The following is an 18,546-nucleotide window of genomic DNA, read 5'->3' as shown; positions in this document are numbered from 1 at the left end:
AGTCTTTCACCGCGATCCAGACAAAAGACTTATGCTTTAAGGCCTGGGCACTGGCTTCGAACGCAAGTGAATGTGCCTGCGAAAACTGGTACGACCAGTTATTGGAGGGCTGAAAATGAATACGAATCAGGGTGCTGCACGACGCCAGGTGAGTGACGTGGTGGCCGAGCGCATCGAGCGGCTGATCGTCGACGGCGTACTCAAGGTGGGCCAGCCACTGCCGTCGGAACGGCGCCTGTGCGAAAAGCTGGGCATCTCCCGTTCTGCGCTGCGCGAAGGCCTCAAGGTGTTGCGCGGTCGCGGCATCATCGACACCGCCCAGGGTCGCGACTCACGGGTGGCCAAGCTCAGTGGCGAGCGCGACGCCAGCCCGCTGATGCATCTGTTCAACTCGCAGCCGCGCACCCTGTATGACCTGCTGGAAGTACGCGGCCTGCTCGAAGGCGAATCGGCGCGCCTGGCGGCGCTGCGTGGCACCGAGGCGGATTTCGTCCTGCTGACCCGACGTTACGAGGAAATGCTCGCCGCCCATGCCCAGGACAGCCCGGTCGACCCGCGCGAACACGCACGCCTCGATCATGCCTTCCACCTGGCCATCTGCGAGGCCTCGCACAATCCGGTGCTGGTGCATACCCTGCAATCGCTGACCGACCTGATGCTCAGCACCGTATTCGCCTCGGTGAACAACCTCTACCACCGCCCGGCGCAGAAGCGGCAGATCGACCGCCAGCATTCACGGCTGTATCACGCGGTAATCGAACGCCTGCCGGAACAGGCGCAGCGCGCCGCTCGCGACCATATCAACAGCATTCGCGACAATCTGCAGGAGATCGAGCAGGAAGAGCAGCGCCTGGTGCGCGCCACCATGCGCCTTGAAGGTTGGGCCTGATAGGGTCGTGCACCGCCCTGACACAGCAATACGGTATGCGACGAGCATGACTGTCCGCACAGAATGATGGCTTTTTAGCAGCTATTGTTGCGCCCCTTGCACAGTAGCCGGGTATTCATCCCTGCCGAAACTGCCCCTCCGCATTCCAATAAAAATCCCGCATTCAAGGGTTTACCCGTCACTGTAGGCGCCGGTCTATGGTGTATTGCCTCGTCCTCGAATTTTGGAGTATCGACGTTTTGAAGAAGTATCTGTCTATTTTTCTGCTCGCCTGTAGCACGCTGGTAAGCATGCCCAGCCTGGCCTGGCGCAGTTGAGCGATTCCTAAGCCATGAACATGGCCGGCCTGCAGCGTTCGCTGAGCCAGCGCATGGTCAAGAATTACCTGATGCTGGGGGCGGATGTGCGTGTCGATGCCGCTCAGCGTCAGTTGCAGGAAACCGTCGAGCACTTCGATGCCAGCCAGAAGGCCCTGGCCGGTTACGCACCCACTGCCGAGATCAAGGCTGCGCTGGCCAAGGTCGACGCCACCTGGGCTGTTCATCGCCAGCAGGTCGAAGCCAAGCCGGAATGCTCTACATGGCCAAGTCCTGGCGTGTGCCTGCGCCGGACCTGGACGCCAAGCTGGACAAAGCCGTGAGCGATTTCGAGACCATCCTCAAGGAGCTGGAGGCCCGCGGCACGCCGAACGAGGAAATCGCCAACACCCAGCGTCGCGCCCGCGCCCACTGGGGCTTTACCCTCAAGGGCATCGACCTGCACAACACCCAGTCCTCCGTGCCCACCGTGAGCGCCGATTCGCTGTTTCGCCAGCTCAACGAGCTGACGCGTCTGTATGCGGGTTTGCAAGCGGACGAGTAAGGATTGCACCACCCTCCACCCGCCTTTGCGCTATAACGAAGCGCAAGGCGGGCAGAGGTGGTGGACATGAGCGCAGCAACTGATCAGGCGGTGTACAAGACTCTTCTGGAGTCGACCCGGGCGATCCCCTGGAAGATCGACTGGAAGACCATGACCTTCGCCTATATCGGCCCGCAGATCGAAACGCTGCTGGGCTGGTCGCAGGCCAGTTGGGTCAGTGCTGAAGACTGGGCGACGCGCATGCACCCGGACGACCGCGAGAAAGTGGTGCAATTCTGCATCGCGCAGTCGCAGAACGGTGTCGATCATGAGGCCGACTACCGTGCGCTGACCGCCGCTGGCGACTACGTGTGGATTCGCGACGTGGTGCATGTGGTGCGCGACGATAACGGCGAGGTAGACGCGCTGATCGGCTTCATGTTCGACATCAGCGAGCGCAAGAAGACCGAGGAACAGCTGCTGACCCTGCAGAAGCAGCTGGAGGAGTACTCCTACAAGGACGGCCTCACCGGTGTGGCCAACCGGCGCATGTTCGACATGGTGCTGGCCACCGAATGGGCCAACGCCCAGCGTAGTCAGCAGCCGTTATCACTGATCCTGCTGGATATCGACCATTTCAAGCAGTACAACGACCATTACGGCCACGTTCAGGGCGATGATTGCCTGAAGAGCGTCGGTCAGGCGCTGAGCCGCGCGGTCAAAAGGCCGCGGGATTTCGTCGGCCGCTTCGGTGGCGAGGAGTTCGTGCTGGTGCTGCCGGAGACCGATGAGGCCGCCGCCCGGCACATTGCCGAACGCTGCCGCCAGCAGGTGCGTCAGCAGCGCATCGCGCACGCGCGCTCCGCCGTGTCGTCGCTGCTCACCATCAGCCTCGGCGTGGGCACCATCGTGCCGGGCGCCCACGACCGTTCGCAGGACTTCCTCAGCGCCGTCGACAAGCTGCTCTACCAGGCCAAGCAACGCGGTCGTGACCGCCTGGAGGTGGCCAGAGCGCCTGCTCGCCCGGGTCTGGACGAAGCCGCAGATGTCCAGGCCTGAGCAATCGTTGACCCGTCTCGGCTGCTGATCGATAGCCCGAGGGCATGTGCCTGAGAGCCTCCGCGCCAGCAGAGCGCATGGCCGCGCAACCACAGCCACTGCATCAATACCGGGGCGCACACCGCGTCGTGATCGTTCAGGCCAGCGTCCGGCTACCGGTTTTTTGCACCATACCGCGCGCATCAAACACACATGGAATTTTCCCATAGCGTCCGTGGGCTTTTGCCCAATCCGCACCATGTCGCTTGGCCGATTTCCTGGTTCAGTCTGCAAGGCATTGCAACTTACTTTGCTTCAAGCGTGCGTATCCGAGGACAAATAGATATGTTGTCACTTATCATACGTCCTACAACTGCGCAGGTGGTTGTGCATCCCGGCTTTGCCGCCGGGCCTCATTCATTGTCCCGATGGCGCCTTGCCCGCCATTTACTGACAGGAGAACGCCATGCTGAGTCTGACTGGCCACAATTACATCGGCGGTGAGCGCCGCGCTGCCGGCACCGTGGAGCACAAAAGCCTCGACGCCAGCAGCGGTGAAGCGCTGCCGTACACTTTCATCCAGGCCACGCCGGAAGAAGTCGACGCGGCCGCCCAGGCTGCTGCCGCCGCTTACCCGACCTACCGCAATCTGTCGGTTGTGCGTCGTGCCGAGTTCCTCGAGGCCATCGCCGACGAAATCGACGCCCTCGGTGATGACTTCGTCGCCCTGGTCTGCCGCGAAACCGCACTGCCGGCTGCCCGTATCCAGGGCGAGCGTAGTCGTACAAGTGGCCAGATGCGTCTGTTCGCCAAGGTGCTGCGTCGTGGTGACTTCTACGGTGCACGGATCGACCGCGCCCTGCCGGATCGCCAGCCGCTGCCGCGCCCGGATCTGCGTCAGTACCAGATCGGCGTCGGTCCGGTCGCCGTGTTCGGTGCCAGCAACTTCCCGCTGGCCTTCTCCACCGCGGGTGGCGATACCGCCTCGGCTCTGGCTGCCGGTTGCCCGGTGGTGTTCAAGGCGCACAGCGGCCACATGGCCACTGCCGAGTGCGTGGCTGACGCAGTGATTCGCGCCGCCGAGAAAACCGGCATGCCCAAGGGCGTGTTCAACATGATCTTCGGCGGTGGCGTCGGCGAGATTCTGGTCAAGCACCCGGCCATCCAGGCTGTCGGCTTCACCGGTTCGCTGAAAGGCGGTCGCGCCCTGTGCGACATGGCCGCTGCCCGTCCGCAGCCGATCCCGGTATTCGCCGAGATGTCCAGCGTCAACCCGGTGATCGTCCTGCCGGGCGCCCTGCAAGCGCGTGGCGTCACCGTGGCCAAGGAGCTGGCGGGTTCCGTAGTGCTGGGCTGCGGCCAGTTCTGTACCAATCCTGGCCTGATCATCGGCATTCGCAGCGCCGAGTTCAGCGAGTTCGTCGCCGGTCTGGCCGATGCCATCGGCGCGCAACCGGCGCAGACCATGCTCAACGCCGGCACCCTGCGCAGCTACGCCAACGGTGTGGCGCAGCTCAAAGGCCATGCAAAAGTCAGCCACCTGGCAGGCAACGAGCAGGCCGGCAACCAGGCGCAGCCGCAGCTATTCAAGGCTGACGTGAGCATGCTGCTCGAAGGCGACCACCTGCTGCAGGAGGAAGTCTTCGGCCCGACCACCATCGTCGTCGAAGTGGCCGATCGTGACGAGCTGACCCGCGCGCTGCAGAGCATGCACGGCCAGCTGACCGCGACCCTGATCGCCGAGCGTGAAGACCTGAGCGCCTTCCGCGACCTGCTGCCGCTGCTGGAAGTCAAAGTGGGCCGTGTGCTGCTTAATGGCTACCCGACTGGTGTGGAAGTCTGCGACTCCATGGTCCATGGCGGCCCGTACCCGGCGACTTCCGACGCTCGCGGCACTTCGGTCGGCACCCTGGCGATCCACCGCTTTCTGCGTCCGGTGTGCTACCAGAACTACCCGGACGAAGTGCTGCCCGAGGCGCTGCAGAACGCCAACCCGCTGGGTATCCAGCGTCTGGTTGACGGTGTGCACACCCGTGATGCCCTGAGCTGAGTCTTTCAGCCCGACCCCACGATGCTGCGCCCATCCCGGCGCAGCGTTATCCCTCGCGGTGCTTTGGCACCGCTTTTTTTAACCTGTCGAAGACAACAACAAGATATGACACCTACTTTCTGCCGTACCCCACTGTTTGCCGCCTGTAGCATGGTCAGCGCCATCGCCGCTCTGCCTTTTGGCAGCGTCCACGCCGCAGGCTTCGTCGAAGATGCCAAGGTCACCCTCGGCCTGCGCAACTACTACTTCAACCGCAATTACCTCAACAACACCGATCCGCGAATTCAGGACGAACTCCAGGGCCAGGCCGAAGGCTGGACTCAGAGCTTCATTCTCGATGCCCGTTCCGGCTTCACCGAAGGCTCCGTCGGTTTCGGCCTGGATGTGCTCGGCCTTTACAGCATCAAGCTGGACGGCAACCGCGGCGCTGCCAACACCAACCTGATGCCGATTCACGACGACGGCCAGGCTGCTGACCAGTTCGGCCGTACCGCCGTGGCGGCGAAAGCCAAGATTTCCAAGACCGAACTGAAGGTCGGTGAGTGGTTCGCCGTACTGCCGATCCTGCGTGCAGACGACGGTCGCTCGCTGCCGCAAACTTTCCAGGGCGCCCAGGTCACTTCCAACGAAATCGACGGCCTGACCCTGTACGGCGGCCAGTTCTGGAAAAACAGCCAGCGTCACGATGCCAGCCGCGAAGAAATGGCGTTCAACTCGGGCACCCCTGCCGGTCTCGTCAAGGGTGATGACTTCAACTTCGGTGGTGGTGAGTACCGCTTCAACGGCAACAACACCATGGTCGGCGTCTGGCACGCGCGCCTGGAAGACGTATACCAGCAGAGCTACGTGCAGCTGACCCACAGCCAAGCGGTCGGTGACTGGGTACTGGGTGCCAACCTCGGCTATGTCACCGGCAAGGAAGAAGGCGCGGCCAAGGCCGGCAATCTGGACAACAAGGTCTATCAGGGCGCACTCACTGCCAAGACCGGCAACAACAGCTTCATGGTCGCTTACCAGAAGCTCAGCGGTGATACCAAGTTCATGCGTATCGACGGCGCCAGCGGCGGCACTCTGGTCAACGACGGCTTCACCAACAGCTATGACAACCCGGAAGAACGCTCCTGGCAGATTCGCCACGACTACAACTTCGCCGGCCTCGGCATTCCCGGCCTGACCCTGATGAACCGTTACGTCAGCGGTAGCAACATCGACGTCTACACCAATGGCGTGAAAACCCGCGAAAACGCCGAGGAATGGGGCCGCGAATCCGAGCTGGCCTACACCATCCAGGAAGGTACGCTGAAGAACCTGAGCATCCGCTGGCGTAACTCCGATGTGCGCCGTGATGTAGGCCAGGATCTGCACGAGAACCGTCTGATCATCAACTACCCGCTGTCGATCCTGTAAGACGAGCGGCAGGGTGAGCAACCGCTCGCCCTGTGCTCATTCCCTCGTTCAACGCGCTGCCTGCGTCTTCTCCACCGCCTGGATGATCATCTTTGCCACATCGCCCGGGCGCGACTGCTGCGGCACGTGGCTGGCTGCGATCTCGGTGGTCTGTGCGCCGATCTTCTTGGCAAAGTCACGCTGCATCTCCGGCACGATCATGCGGTCGTCACTGGCGACGAGGTACCAGGACGGCTTCTGTGTTCAGGCCGCGACGCTGGTGCGCTCATCGAAGGCCGCCGCGCGGATCGGATCCTGGGTGGCCGTCATGATCGCCGTTTGCTCGGCTGGCAGATCCTGCGCGAAGTCGGTGGCCATGCCCTGCGGCGTCAGGTACAGAAAGCTATTCTTGTCGGCTGCAATCTGGCTCGAACTCGGCGCGGTAGCCGCTGTGCTTGGGGGAGTTCAGTGTCGATAATGCGCCGGTGTCCCGGTATCGGTCGTCTATCCGAGGCCGGCAAAAAACAGGAGAGCTGCCCATGTAGGTGAATGACGCCGTCGCGCTCGAAGACGCCATGCTGGCCCTGGTCATGGTGGGGGACCTGAGCATGGGCCAGCCTATCGACCAGTCGCGGCGTACCGCGCGCCTGGCGCAGTGGTTGGTGCAGGCCGGTGGTGGCGATCAGGCGCAGATCGATGCGGCCCGGCAGGTGGCGCTGCTGCGTTGGTCCGGCTGTTCGGCCAAGCATCTGGCTGCGGATTCCACGGTCATCTGGCCACCCATTCCATGAGCATCTGACCATTCGCGGCGGGGGCGCCGCTCCCACAAGAGCCGCTCCCACAAAGAACCGCTTCTACAAGAGCCTGGGAGGCTTCCGTGTACGGGCTGGCTCAGACTTTGCTGATGTCTTTGAGGTGGAAGGACAGGGTGTTTTCACGCTGCAGCAGGTTGATCAGCAGCAGTACGCGCTCATCCTTGTCGTGGGCGAGGAAGATTGCCTCGATTTCGGCGAAGCTGCCGTTGTTGATGCGTACCCGGTCGCCCGGCTGCAGCAGGTTGTCTGGCGGCATCATGCGCTGGCGCAGTTGTTCGATCACCGCATCGGGCACCGGCAGGGGCTGGCCGCCGAAGCTGACCAGGCGGCTGACGCCACGGGTGGAACGGATCGGCATCCAGTTGTCATGCACATCGTCGAGTTGGATGAACAGATAATTGGGGAACAGTGGCTCTTCGGTCTGCTGGCGGCGGCCCCGGACCACGCGCTCAACCTGCCACAACGGGAGGAAGCAGGGATAAGCCTGGCGCTGCAGATGTTCGAGCGCGCGGGCTGCCTGGTTTGGCCTGGACTGCAGCAGGTACCAGCGCTTGCGGTTGAGCGGCTCAGCCGTTGCGGTATCCGTGGTGAGACTCATGGCCTGCAAGCCCCGAAGCTCAATAGATGTTCTTGTCGAATAGGGTCAGCGGTGTCTTCAGCAGGATCTTGATATCCAGCCACAGCGACCAGTTGTTGATATAGGCCAGATCCAGCTCCACGCGGCGCTGCATCTTTTCCAGAGTTTCGGTTTCGCCACGGCTACCGCTGATCTGCGCCAGGCCGGTGATCCCCGGCTTGATCCTGTGGCGGGCCATATAGGCATTGATCTTGTCGGTGTAGTAGTCGTTGTGCTCGATCGCATGGGGGCGCGGGCCGACCAGCGACATGCTGCCCTGCAACACATTGAACAGCTGCGGCAGTTCATCGATGGATGTGCGCCGGATAAAGGCGCCAACGCGGGTGATGCGCGGATCGGAGCGGGTCGCCTGCTTCACCTGGGTATCATCGTGCATGCGCATGGAGCGGAATTTCCACACCAGGATCACCGAGCCATTCCAGCCGTGGCGCTTCTGCTTGAACAGCACCGGGCCGGGCGAGGAGAGCTTGACTGCAATCGCCGTGGCGATCAGCAGCGGGCTCAGCAACAGGATGGCCAGCCCGGCGGCCGTGCGATCCAGAATGGCCTTGGTCATGGCCGAGGCCGGATAGCTGGTCAGCGGGCTTTCGTTCAACTTGATCATGGGCAGGCCTTCGAGGTCCGCCATGGAGTGGTTGAGCAGGGTCAGGCCGCCGAAATCCGGCACCCAGACGATATCGACGCTGGCATCGAGCAGGGAAATGTACAGATCGGAAACCTTCTCCGCTTCGCTCAGCGGCAGGGCGATGTACAAGCGGCGGATGTCGTGCTCGGCGATCAATGGGCGCAGATGGGCCAGACTGCCGCGCAGGGTATGGATACCGTTGTAGTCCAGTTCCTCGCCGCTGTCGGTGCTGACCAGCCCCTGCAGAGGTTCACGACGGATGCGCACCAGCTTGTCGGCCAGATCCAGCGCATGATCGCCGGTGCCGATGATCAGCGAGCGGGCCTGCTTATGCAGATGCTGGGCGTGCCGGCGGTACAGGCTCTGCAGGACCAGGTAGCACAGCGCGAGCACCGCGTAGCCGGAAACCGACCAGACCAGAATCACCTCGCGGGAGAAGCGTTCGCTGGTCTTGGTCAGGAAGCTGATCATGGTGAAACCGGCGAGCAGGAGCATCCATCCAGCCAGCAGGCGTGCCAGACCGGTCAGGTAGCCGTGGTTGCGGTGGTAGGCGCCGGCCAGGAAGAAGGCCGGCAACGAAGCGAGGAAGGTATAGACCGCCAGCAACTGGTACTGCTCGCCCACCGTACCGGTCTTGTCCAGGGTGAGGATTTCCAGCAGGGCGATCAGCGGGATCATGCCCGTCAGCCATTGCAGGCCGAAGAACAGGCGCAGATCGTTATTGGCGGGTTTATGGGCATTACCAAACATTTGAAGATCCATTCATTCAATTGTGCCAGCGCAGATTCCGCGCTCCTCGGCAATCTTCCCTGGTAGTGCACTACAGAGATCTTCTGCCAGGCCGGTGGCCTTGGCGATATCAAACAGGGCGAGTGCTTCGCGCCTGCTGTGGCTTACGGTACGCCGGGCCGACTCGAGCACCAGTTCACGCTGCTCCGCGTCAAGCCGCGGCCAGCTGTAAAAACCTATTTGGCTCAACCCCCGGTTGATGCCGATACGCCACGGGCCGAGACCGGCAGCCTGCTGCAGTGCCTGGGCGAATTCGCTGTCGAATTCCTGCAGATACAGTTTGGCCCATGCCAGATCGACCCAGGCGGCAGGCCAGGTCGGCCTGGCGGCCACGGCCTGACGCAGCGCCTGCAGCGAAGCCTGCCGGCTGGCCCCAGCCTGTGGCGCGGCAAAGGGCTGGCGAAAGGCCTGCCATTGCTCCACCAGACCCAGTTGCTGCAGATACTGGCCATTTGCTACCGGGTAGAGTGTAACACTGCGCTGCGCCGCTGTGCGGGCGATCTCGTAGGCTCGTGCAGAAGGCTCCTCGCCGGCCTTGCGCCAGTGCGCCATGAAAGACAGCGCCTGATAGCTGGCAATGCCCGCCGGCACCATGCGCGCCGCGCAGACGGCCAGCGCCAGTGCCAGCAACAGCACAGCGCCGGCCAGCAGCCGATAGTGATGTACGGACAGGGCAGGGCTGATGTCCGCTTGCGATGAACGGCGGCGACGTTTCATACAGAACCGCTGAAGTGTGTCTGGGCGATTTGCCAGGGGGTATCCACAACCAGCTTCTGTGCGGCCAGATCACCCACGATTCGCGCAGCATGTTGCATGCCTTCACGCAGGGCAGGGGGGCGGTGTTTGATGTTGTGTGCGTCGCTGGCCAGGATGGTGACCTGCTTTTCGGCCAGCAGGGCATGCGCGACTTCCTGCGCGGCATCGCCGAAATGGCCGGCCACCGAAGATGCCGTTACCTGCAGCAGGCAGCCCTGCTCGATAAAGGGCTTGAGCCGCGACGGCTGACGCATCACGGCCTTGTTGCGCTCCGGGTGGGCGATCATCGGCAGGATATTGTGCTGCAACAGCCACTTGGTCAGGCGTTCTGCACCAAAAGGCAGCTCGCCATGCGGGAACTCCAGCAGTAGCACCTTGCGCCCCTGCCACTCGCCGAGAAAGGGCACGCTGCCATTGGCTACGCCCAGCATGATCTCCATGTCGAAGCGCACTTCCGCAGCGGCCGCCACCTGCAGATGGATTCCGGCATTGCGCAGCCCCGCAGTAAATACGGCGAGGGCATCGGCAATGGTCTGCGGCGTGTTGTCGTAGCGGCCCGGATGGATATGTGGCGTACACACGACATGGGTAATGCCCTCTGCCACTGCCATGCGTGCCAGCTCCAAAGCGGTCTCCAGGTCGGGAGCGCCGTCATCGATGCCGGGCAGCAGATGGCAGTGCAGATCAATCATCGCTCAGAACTCAGGCGCTCTTGCCGCTGTAACCGTAGTAGTCGTAGTAGCCACCATAGCTGTAGCCGTACTTCTGCGCCTTCTTGACATCAACCTGGTTGAGCACGATGCCGGTTACCGGGGCATTGTTCTGCAGCAACTGGCCAACGCCTTTCTCCACCAGCGGAATCGCGGTGGAGTCCGACTTGATCACGTAGATCAGCGCATCGGCAAAGGTCGAAAGCACCATCGCATCGCTGACTGCCTGGGTTGGCGGAGAGTCGATGATGATGCGGTCGTACTTGCTCTTGAGATACTCCATGGCCTTGGCAAAGCGCTGCGACGACAGCAGCTCCAGCGGGTTCGGCGGCACGGTGCCGGCGCAGAGCATGCTGATGCCGTTCACTTCCCTGAGGCAGTCTTCCAGCTTGGCCGTGTTGGCGATCAGGTTAGCCAGGCCCGGAGTGCCGACCGGGAAGTCGAAGTTCTTGGCCAGGGTTGGGCGGCGCAGGTCGGCATCGATCAGCAGCACCTTCTCCACCTGGCCCAGGGCAAAGGCGAGGTTGGCGGAAACGGTGCTCTTGCCCTCGCCGGGAATCGACGAGGTAATGACGATGACCTTGTGCGCGTTGTCCATGGCCGACAACACCACGCCGGTACGGATGGTGCGGATAGCCTCGCAGAAGGGCTTGTTCTGGCCCTCCTGGAACATGTGCGCGATCTCGCTGCGCTCTTTATTCTTGAGCAGCGGCAGGATGCCCAGCACCGGAATGTTGAGCTTGCCCTCGATCTCCTCGGTGCTCTTGAAGGTGTTGTTCAGCGCATCGAGCAGCAGGGTCAGGCCGACCCCGGCGAACAGCGCCAGCAGACCGGCGATCAGCACGATCAGGGTTTTCTTCGGCTTGACCGGCTCGCTCGGCACCACGGCCGGATCAACGATACGGGCGTTGGCGGTATCCAGATCGGCGGTTGCCGAGGTTTCCTTCAAGCGGGTCATGAAGGTGTCGTACAGGGCGCGGTTGGCTTCCACTTCACGTTGCAGCTCGCGCAGGCGGAACTCCTTGGCGGAAATCTGCTGGATCTGCGCCTTGTTGGCATTGAACGAGGAACGCAGCGAATTCTCGTTGGCCACCGCCAGCTGATAGTTACGCTCGATACCCGCGACGATCTGCTCGACCTGTCCGCGCAGGCTGGCGGAAGCCGCATTCAGCTCAGAGCGTGCCCCTTCCATGGCCGGGTGGCGTGCACCGTAACGGCGCGACAGCTCTTCGACCTTGGCTTTGGCCTTGGCCTCGTCGGCCTTGAACTGCTGGATCAGCGGATGGCCGAGAACTGCAGGGATGGTCGCCAGACGCTCCCAACCGCCGCCGCGCATGGCCTGCACCTGACGGTACTGGCTCTCGGCTTCGGCGCGCTGGCGGCGGGCATCGATCATGCGGTCGGCCGTCAGCGACAGCTCGCCGGCAACAATGGTGGACACACCATCGATATCCACCAGGTTCTCCGCCTCGCGGAAGCTCTGCAGGCGATCCTCGGCTTCCTTGAGCTTGGCACGCAGCTCGCCGAGGCGGCTGTTCATCCAGTTGGTAGCGGTGGCCGACATCTCCATGGTCGCCTCCAGCTGGCTCTCGATGAAGCCGTTGGCCAGAGCGTTGGCGGCCAGCGCGGCGGTGCGCGGATCGGCCATTTCCACCGAGATGGTCACCAGCTGGCTCTTGCCCTGCTGGGATACCGAGATCACCTCCATGAACTGCTTGACCACTGCATCGAAGATCTCGGCTTCGCTCAGAGCCTCTTCATCCTCCAGATCACCTGGCAGGGTCACCGGCACGACCTTGTGGAAGTTCAGCGCCGAACGCAGCCAGCTCAGATCGATCAGCGGCTCCGGCTGCTGACGCGGGTCAAACTCCGGGTGGGTGGTCAGGTTCAGCTGGCGCACCACGCGCTCAGCAAGCGCGCGCGACTTGAGCAGCTCGAACTGGGTCTGCAGGTACTCATTGCCCATGCCGTCCAGGCCATAGACCTGCTCGATGGAAACCACCTTGGCGGCCTTCTGCTCGATCAGCAGGGTTGCCGCGGCGCGGTAGATCGGCGTCACCACCAGCACGGCCAGCGCGGCCACCATCATCACCGCCAGCACCAGCGAAAGAATGCTCCACTTGCGCCGCCACAGACTGTTCCAGAGTTTCAGCAGATCGATTTCATCATCGTTGTCATCCTGCCGCAGAACAGGCAGATTGCGGTCGTTGGTCTGGGCTGTGCTTTCCATGTGAGAGGCCATGCGTGCTGAAACTCGGAAATGGTCAAAAGGATTCGATCGGTACAACAACCGGCATCATGATCCGCCTGCCTGGCGTCCCGGCGGCAGCGGCCGGGGCGTGCAGGGCAGGGTGGGTGCCAGTTACGGGCCGCAATGACTAGAAGAAGCCCTGCTCGATCGTAATGGTGTCGCCCGGCATCAGGATGGTATCCAGCGTGGCAGCCTGCGAGGTGCGACCGCCATCGGCGTCGCGAATAATGGTGATGCGCTTGGTTGAGGCGCGCTCGGTCAGGCCACCGGCGAGCGCTACTGCACGGCGCAGGGTCAGCCCCGGCTGGAAGGGATAGCCGCCTGGCGCCTTCACCTCGCCGCTGATGAAAAACTCACGGTACTGCAGCACGCTGACGGACACGCGGGGGTCGATCAGGTACTCGCCACGCAGACCGTCGGCAATCAGCTTTTCGATCTCAACGGCAGTCTTGCCGTTTGCCCGAACCTCACCGATGAACGGATAGGAAAAGGTACCGGCGTCGGTCAGGCGGATCTCTTCAAAACTCAGATCAGTCTCGCCAAACACATTGATACGGATGGTGTCCCCGGAGCCGAGGCGGTATTGCGCGTCGCTGCCTGCCATTACGGCGCTGCTGCTCATCAGAACGAGGCCGATGATTGCGCTGATCAGATAACGAATGGCCATGGAACGAATTCTCTGCAAACTTTCATGAAAGCACCCGGGCTGTTGCCAGTCCGGGTGCCGGGTACTGCGGGCTCAAGCCAGCAGCATCAGAGGCTGCCTGTCACGCTCACGCCAACGATGTTGCGCTCGTAGCTTTCGCCACGCAGGCTGGAGTCGTTTTCGGAGTATTTGTAGCCTACACCGATATCCAGCCAGCGACGTGCTTCGTAGGTCAGACCCAGACCAAAGGTCTGCAGATCATCGGTACGGGTGATGTCCTGGTACTTCTTCTCGGTCATGCTGTAGCTGACTTCCGAATACAGGCGCTCCAGCCAGTAGTGCTTCCAGCTGGCATCGAAGCCCTGCGACTTGATTACCGACGCGCCATCATCACCCTCGTCGAAGGCGCGGCGGGCGTTCAGATTGAACACCGAGTAGGTGCGCGGAGCCCAGCTCACGCCCACTTCCCACATGGGGCTCTCGCGGTCCTTGCGCAGGCTGCTGTCAAAGTCCTTCTCTTCGTAACCGAACTTCACGGTACCGGTGGTACGCGCGGTTGCTTCCCAGGTTGCACCGACCAGATAGGCCATGTTGGTGGCGTCCAGCGTGCTGGTGCGCTGCACGTAGTCGTACTTGGTGTGGCGGACTTCGGCCAGAGCCTTGGTCTTGGGCGCTACACGGTAGTAGAAGATCGAGTTGAGCGTGGTGGCGTCGTACTCTTTCTCGGCGTTGATGTTGCCGCTGTTGTCGGTGCGCTTGCGCATGTGGTTGGCGCCGAAGTCCACCTGGGCACGCGCGGTTTCGGCGCCATAGCTGTAAACGCCGCCGACGTTTTTGGTGGTGAACTTGTCGAGTTCGCCGTCCACTGCGGTATCAACGGTATCTTCGGTCTTGTGGTAACCGGCCTGCAGCTTCAGGCGGTTGCGCGCATCGAAGGCGAACGCCGCCTCACCAGTGAGATGGTGGTCGGTGTTATCGGCCGCATGCGCAGAATGGAAAATGTCGCGATCCAGCGAGTACTTGATCTGATAACCGCTCTTGGCGGTTTCAGCGCTCAGCACGAAGGTCGGAGTAATACTGGTTACCCAGGACGACTGCTCGTTGTTCTCTTTGGCAAAGATGTTGTCGTCGTGGTTTTCGCTGATGTTCAGCGTGGGGATGAAGCGGAACCCGCCAATATCGATCGCTTGTGGCTCAACGGCCCAGGCATTGGCAGAGGCAGCGACAGCGACAGCGGTGGCCAGTGTCTGCAGATGCATTTTTTTGCTCATGGAAAGGGATGTCCTTTTCTTGATTGCAGGCCGCCAATCACAGCACGCCAGCCCTTACGGACTGACGTGTCGGTATCTCAGCGTGAATGCCGGGATTGTTACGGGGTGACGGTGTTCGGGCTGGCAACCGGGTCGCCGCCGCCGCTGCCACCGGTGCTGCCCGGAATGTTGGAGTTGTTGACCTGGGTGCCGGAGCCGGTCGCGTTGACGCTGGTGCTGGCAGCGGCCGCTTTATCGGCAGCGGCCTGGATGTTGGCAGCCTGCTGCGGTGCGGCTTTCATAGCGGCGTCGGCGATGGCGGCTTTCTGCTCCGGAGCGGCTTTTACGGCGGCCTCGGTAATGGCTACGGCCAGACCCGGAGCGGCCTTCACAGCAGCGCCGACAATGGTGGCTGCCTGTTGCGGGTTGGCCGTGACCAGCGCAGCGATGGCATCGACCAGCGCCTGGCCTTCAGCGGCGGCGATGATGGCAGCCTGCTCGTCGCTCAGCACAATGCCGGCAGCCTGCAGGGATTCCAGAGTGGCCTGGTCAGCGAAAGCCTGGCCCGAAGTCAGGGCTGCGGCCATGGTGAGTGCGAAAAGAGTTTTGCGCATATCTGGCGTCCTCGATAAATGCAGCAGGGTTTCTTCTCCCACTCCTTTGGTGTAGCGGGATGCATGTTGCATGTGCGGCTGAGTCTGACGCGCGGTCAGCTTTTATGGCTTGGCACTGCCTGGCACGAACCTTTCATGGCGGCCAGGACACCGCAGAGGATAGCGTTTAGTCACTCCCCCTTCAATGCTTAAGCCCCTGTTCAGCCTGTATTTAGTCGATAAACGGCCTGCCAAAATCACCCGCGCTCAGGTGCTTACAACCTTGGGGTGGGTTGTTAGACTCCGCTGCTCCGTCCAAAGGTCCGGTTTCCCATGCAGCACACCTCCCGCCGTCTGGAACGCACGCTGATCGTCTCGATTCTGCTTTTGCTGTTCTGGCTGCCATTGCCGCTGGGCAGCAACATCGACTGGGCGGTTGGCGTCTTCATCTTCTGGGTGGCGGCCACTGCCCTGGCATGGAGCATCGGTGTCCTGCGCAATCCGCAAGCCATGCAGGGCAGGGCGCTCAGGGCGGCGTTGCCCATGCTGGCCTTACTGGTGCTGGCGCAACTCTGGGTGGCGGCGCAGTGGTTGCTGGGGCTGACAGCCGATGTGGGCGCGACCTTCGAGAACCTGCTGCTGGGCCTGGCCTACTGCCTTTTATTTCTGCTGCTGTGCAGCCTGTTCAATACACGCAAGCGCCTGACCTGGCTGCTGGCGACCCTGGTACTCAGCGGCACTTTCCAGGCCTTCTGGGGCGCGGCCATGACACTATCGGGCGTGGAGTGGCTGCTGGTGATCCCGAAAACCAGCTACATCGGTGACGCCACCGGCACCTTCGTCAACCGTAACCACCTGGCCGGCTACCTGGAACTGACCCTGGCCTGCGGCATTGGCCTGCTGCTGGCCCTGCGCGATGGCCGGCCGTTCCGCTGGGTCAACGTGCTGGAGCTGCTGATGGGGCCCAAAGCCCGGCTGCGCCTGGCCCTGGTGGTGATGGTGATCGCCCTGGTCATGACCCACTCGCGGATGGGCAATACCGCCTTCTTCGCTGCACTGTTACTGGTTGGCGGAATATTCGTCCTGCTGGACCGCGAACACCGCCTGCGCAACAGCCTGATCCTGGCCAGCATCGTGGTTATCGACATTCTGGTGATCAGCCAGTACTTCGGCCTGGAAAAGCTCAAGGACCGCGTGCTCAGCACCCGGATTCACGATGTAGTGGTGGATGGCGAAGTGGTCCAGCAGGCCAACGAGCTGCGCGACGACGTGTTCGTTTATGCCCTGCCGCTACTCAAGGACAAACCGCTGACCGGGCAGGGTGCCGGCAGCTTCGAATCGGTATTTCCCAAATACCCCGGCGATGACATCCGCCTGCACTTCGACCACGCCCACAACGACTACCTGCAATTTGCCATCGAGTACGGCCTGCTCGGCGTGCTGCCATTGCTGGGCTTCGTCCTGCTCGCGCTGTGGCGGGCCTTGCAGGCCATGTGGCGGCGCGAATCGCTGTACCGCAGCGGAGTCGGCTTTGGTGCAGCCATGGGCATCGTCGCCATCGGCGTGCACTCCAGCACCGACTTCAACCTGCAGATACCGGCCAACGCCGCCACCTTCGTGGTGGTCTGCGCCATTGCCGTGCTGGCCAACCAGCATGTCAGAGCCTCGAAACGGTCCTGAGACAAAGCCAAACAGCACAGGCGGCGCGGGCAAAGCGGCCTTGTCGCGCAAGGCTAAGTGCTTGCAGGCAGGCGCCGGGCCAGTAACTGCCAGAGGCCGGACAACAACAACGCCAGCAGCACCCCCAGCACATTGGCCTGAATATCACCCAGGCTGAAATGGCGCGAAGCCTGCAACCAGTGCTGCAACCACTCCACCAGCGGCGCCAGCACCAGCAGCAACGGCCACAACCAGCCGCCAGCAAGGCGCGGAAAAGCCAGACGCGCACACAGACTCAAGCCGAAAAAGGCCAGTACATGCCAAAGCTTGTCCGAATCCTGGAACAGCTCAGGCGGCGGCTCGGGACGAAACACCCCATAGCAGAACACCAGCACACACAACACAAACAACGGCACGCGCAAAAACGCCAGCCGCCTGCATGCATCAAATAAACCGAGAATCACACAATATCCCTTGTGGGCGTGGGCGCCTGTGGATGAGGCACCCCTGTGGAAGAAGCACCCTTCTGGGAACAGCCCCCCTTGTGGAAGCAGCAGACCCTAGTGGGAGTAGCAGACCCTAGTGGGAGTAGCAGACCCTTGTGGAAGCAGCAGACCCTTGTGGAAGCAGCAGGCCCTTGTGGAAGCAGCAGGCCCTTGTGGGAGCAGCAGACCCTTGTGGGAGCAGCAGGCCCTTGTGGGAGCGGCGCCCCCGCCGCGAAAGGCAGGCAAAGCCTGCCCAAAAAGCCCCAAGCATCGCCCCGAGGGCGGGCCTCCCACAAAAGCCAAAGCAAAAGCCAAAGCCTGCCCCGGCCCCGATGGTACAACCCAAACCCTGTGATAGCAACCCAAACCCTGTGATAGCAACCCAAACCCTGTGGCAGCAGCACAACCCATGAGGTTGCAGCACAACCCATGTGGAAGCAGCAGGCCCTTGTGGGAGTAGCAGACCCTCGTGGGAGCAGCAGACCCTTGTGGAAGCAGCAGACCCTTGTGGGAGCGGCGCCCCCGCCGCGAAAGGCAGGCAAAGCCTGCCCAAAAAGCCAAAAGCATCGCCCCGAGGGCGGGCCTCCCACAAAAGCAAAGCAAAAGCCAAAGCCTGCCCCGACCCCGGTGGTACAGCCCAAACCCTGTGATAGCAACCCAAACCCTGTGGCAGCAGCACAACCCATGTGGAAGCAGCAGGCCCATGTGGAAGCAGCAGGCCCTTGTGGGAGCAGCAGGCCCTTGTGGAAGCAGCAGACCCTTGTGGGAGCGGCGCCCCCGCCGCGAAAGGCAGGCAAAGCCTGCCCAAAAAGCCAAAAGCATCGCCCCGAGGGCGGGCCTCCCACAAAAGCCAAAGCCAAAGCCAAAGCCTGCCCCGGCCCCGGTGGTACAACCCAAACCCTGTGATAGCAGCCCAAACCCTGTGGCAGCAGCACAACCCATGAGGTAGCAGCACAACCCATGTGGAAGCAGCAGGCCCTTGTGGGAGCAGCAGGCCCTTGTGGGAGCAGCAGACCCTTGTGGAAGCAGCAGACCCTTGTGGGAGCGGCGCCCCCGCCGCGAAAGGCAGGCAAAGCCTGCCCAAAAAGCCAAAAGCATCGCCCCGAGGGCGGGCCTCCCACAAAAGC

At 62.3% G+C, this 18,546-nt stretch carries 16 protein-coding genes and 2 pseudogenes; 8 read left to right on the top strand and 10 right to left on the bottom strand.

Annotated features, from left to right (window positions below; all coding sequences use genetic code 11):
- The first annotated feature begins 115 nt into the window (after nt 1–115).
- The 6 genes from glcC to PSOLE_RS15645 all read left to right on the top strand — a co-directional run bounded on the left by glcC (nt 116) and on the right by PSOLE_RS15645 (nt 6,224).
- Nucleotides 116–889, top strand: a complete 774-nt coding sequence (glcC, locus tag PSOLE_RS15665) for a transcriptional regulator GlcC (RefSeq protein WP_004423071.1) — start codon at nt 116–118, stop codon at nt 887–889.
- A 331-nt stretch (nt 890–1,220) separates the two neighbouring features.
- On the top strand, nt 1,221–1,529 hold the full coding sequence (locus PSOLE_RS24275; RefSeq protein WP_169713333.1) for a type IV pili methyl-accepting chemotaxis transducer N-terminal domain-containing protein: 309 nt from the start codon (nt 1,221–1,223) through the stop codon (nt 1,527–1,529).
- A complete protein-coding gene (locus PSOLE_RS24270) occupies nt 1,526–1,750 on the top strand; it encodes a hypothetical protein (protein WP_169713332.1) in 225 nt (74 codons plus the stop codon). The genes PSOLE_RS24275 and PSOLE_RS24270 overlap by 4 nt, the downstream gene beginning before the upstream one ends.
- Nucleotides 1,751–1,816: 66 nt before the next feature.
- On the top strand, nt 1,817–2,788 hold the full coding sequence (locus PSOLE_RS15655) for a GGDEF domain-containing protein (RefSeq protein WP_074857182.1): 972 nt from the start codon (nt 1,817–1,819) through the stop codon (nt 2,786–2,788).
- A 445-nt stretch (nt 2,789–3,233) separates the two neighbouring features.
- Entirely contained in the window at nt 3,234–4,817 is a 1,584-nt protein-coding gene (locus PSOLE_RS15650) for an aldehyde dehydrogenase (NADP(+)) (RefSeq protein WP_074857078.1), read from the top strand.
- A gap of 150 nt (nt 4,818–4,967) precedes the next feature.
- The gene (locus PSOLE_RS15645; protein WP_244597282.1) at nt 4,968–6,224 is read left to right on the top strand and encodes an OprD family porin; all 1,257 of its coding nucleotides are present in this window, start codon (nt 4,968–4,970) and stop codon (nt 6,222–6,224) included.
- A 48-nt stretch (nt 6,225–6,272) separates the two neighbouring features.
- On the opposite strand, the pseudogene PSOLE_RS15640 reads toward PSOLE_RS15645, so the two are convergent.
- A pseudogene (locus PSOLE_RS15640) lies at nt 6,273–6,647 on the bottom strand (alpha/beta fold hydrolase); the annotation flags it as partial.
- Nucleotides 6,648–6,748: 101 nt separating this feature from the next.
- On the opposite strand from PSOLE_RS15640, the pseudogene PSOLE_RS15635 reads away from it, so the two are divergent.
- Nucleotides 6,749–6,964: pseudogene (locus tag PSOLE_RS15635) on the top strand (HD domain-containing phosphohydrolase); the annotation flags it as partial.
- A 130-nt stretch (nt 6,965–7,094) separates the two neighbouring features.
- On the opposite strand, the gene rfaH reads toward PSOLE_RS15635, so the two are convergent.
- The 8 genes from rfaH to PSOLE_RS15595 form a co-directional block, all read right to left on the bottom strand.
- Nucleotides 7,095–7,616: a transcription/translation regulatory transformer protein RfaH gene (gene rfaH, locus PSOLE_RS15630; protein ID WP_074857179.1), complete on the bottom strand. Its 522-nt coding sequence runs from the start codon at nt 7,614–7,616 to the stop codon at nt 7,095–7,097.
- 19 nt (nt 7,617–7,635) lie between these two features.
- Complete coding sequence (locus tag PSOLE_RS15625) at nt 7,636–9,030, bottom strand: undecaprenyl-phosphate glucose phosphotransferase (protein WP_307692784.1); 1,395 nt, start codon at nt 9,028–9,030, stop codon at nt 7,636–7,638.
- A 12-nt stretch (nt 9,031–9,042) separates the two neighbouring features.
- Nucleotides 9,043–9,786 (bottom strand): hypothetical protein, encoded by a 744-nt coding sequence (locus tag PSOLE_RS24120; protein WP_074857068.1) that lies wholly within the window; start codon nt 9,784–9,786, stop codon nt 9,043–9,045.
- Entirely contained in the window at nt 9,783–10,517 is a 735-nt protein-coding gene (locus PSOLE_RS15615) for a tyrosine-protein phosphatase (protein ID WP_074857064.1), read from the bottom strand. Before PSOLE_RS15615 ends, PSOLE_RS24120 begins: the two co-directional genes overlap by 4 nt.
- 10 nt (nt 10,518–10,527) lie before the next feature.
- The gene (locus PSOLE_RS15610) at nt 10,528–12,765 is read right to left on the bottom strand and encodes a GumC family protein (RefSeq protein WP_074857061.1); all 2,238 of its coding nucleotides are present in this window, start codon (nt 12,763–12,765) and stop codon (nt 10,528–10,530) included.
- Between the two features lie 148 nt (nt 12,766–12,913).
- Nucleotides 12,914–13,453, bottom strand: a complete 540-nt coding sequence (locus PSOLE_RS15605; protein WP_074857058.1) for a polysaccharide biosynthesis/export family protein — start codon at nt 13,451–13,453, stop codon at nt 12,914–12,916.
- A gap of 86 nt (nt 13,454–13,539) precedes the next feature.
- Nucleotides 13,540–14,703, bottom strand: a complete 1,164-nt coding sequence (locus PSOLE_RS15600; protein ID WP_211098117.1) for an outer membrane beta-barrel protein — start codon at nt 14,701–14,703, stop codon at nt 13,540–13,542.
- A gap of 98 nt (nt 14,704–14,801) precedes the next feature.
- Nucleotides 14,802–15,296 (bottom strand): hypothetical protein, encoded by a 495-nt coding sequence (locus PSOLE_RS15595; RefSeq protein WP_074857051.1) that lies wholly within the window; start codon nt 15,294–15,296, stop codon nt 14,802–14,804.
- Between the two features lie 312 nt (nt 15,297–15,608).
- On the opposite strand from PSOLE_RS15595, the gene PSOLE_RS15590 reads away from it, so the two are divergent.
- The gene (locus PSOLE_RS15590; protein ID WP_074857048.1) at nt 15,609–16,955 is read left to right on the top strand and encodes an O-antigen ligase family protein; all 1,347 of its coding nucleotides are present in this window, start codon (nt 15,609–15,611) and stop codon (nt 16,953–16,955) included.
- A gap of 53 nt (nt 16,956–17,008) precedes the next feature.
- On the opposite strand, the gene PSOLE_RS15585 is transcribed toward PSOLE_RS15590, so the two are convergent.
- Nucleotides 17,009–17,350 carry a VanZ family protein gene (locus PSOLE_RS15585; RefSeq protein ID WP_139204928.1) on the bottom strand — a complete coding sequence of 114 codons (342 nt, stop codon included), beginning with the start codon at nt 17,348–17,350 and terminating at the stop codon, nt 17,009–17,011.
- Between the last annotated feature and the right edge of the window lie 1,196 nt (nt 17,351–18,546).

It is taken from the genome of Pseudomonas oleovorans subsp. oleovorans, assembly GCF_002197815.1.
GTDB classification, from domain to species: domain Bacteria; phylum Pseudomonadota; class Gammaproteobacteria; order Pseudomonadales; family Pseudomonadaceae; genus Aquipseudomonas; species Aquipseudomonas oleovorans.
Note: the sequence above shows the minus strand (reverse complement) of the source record. Positions and strands in the feature narration are given on the sequence as shown.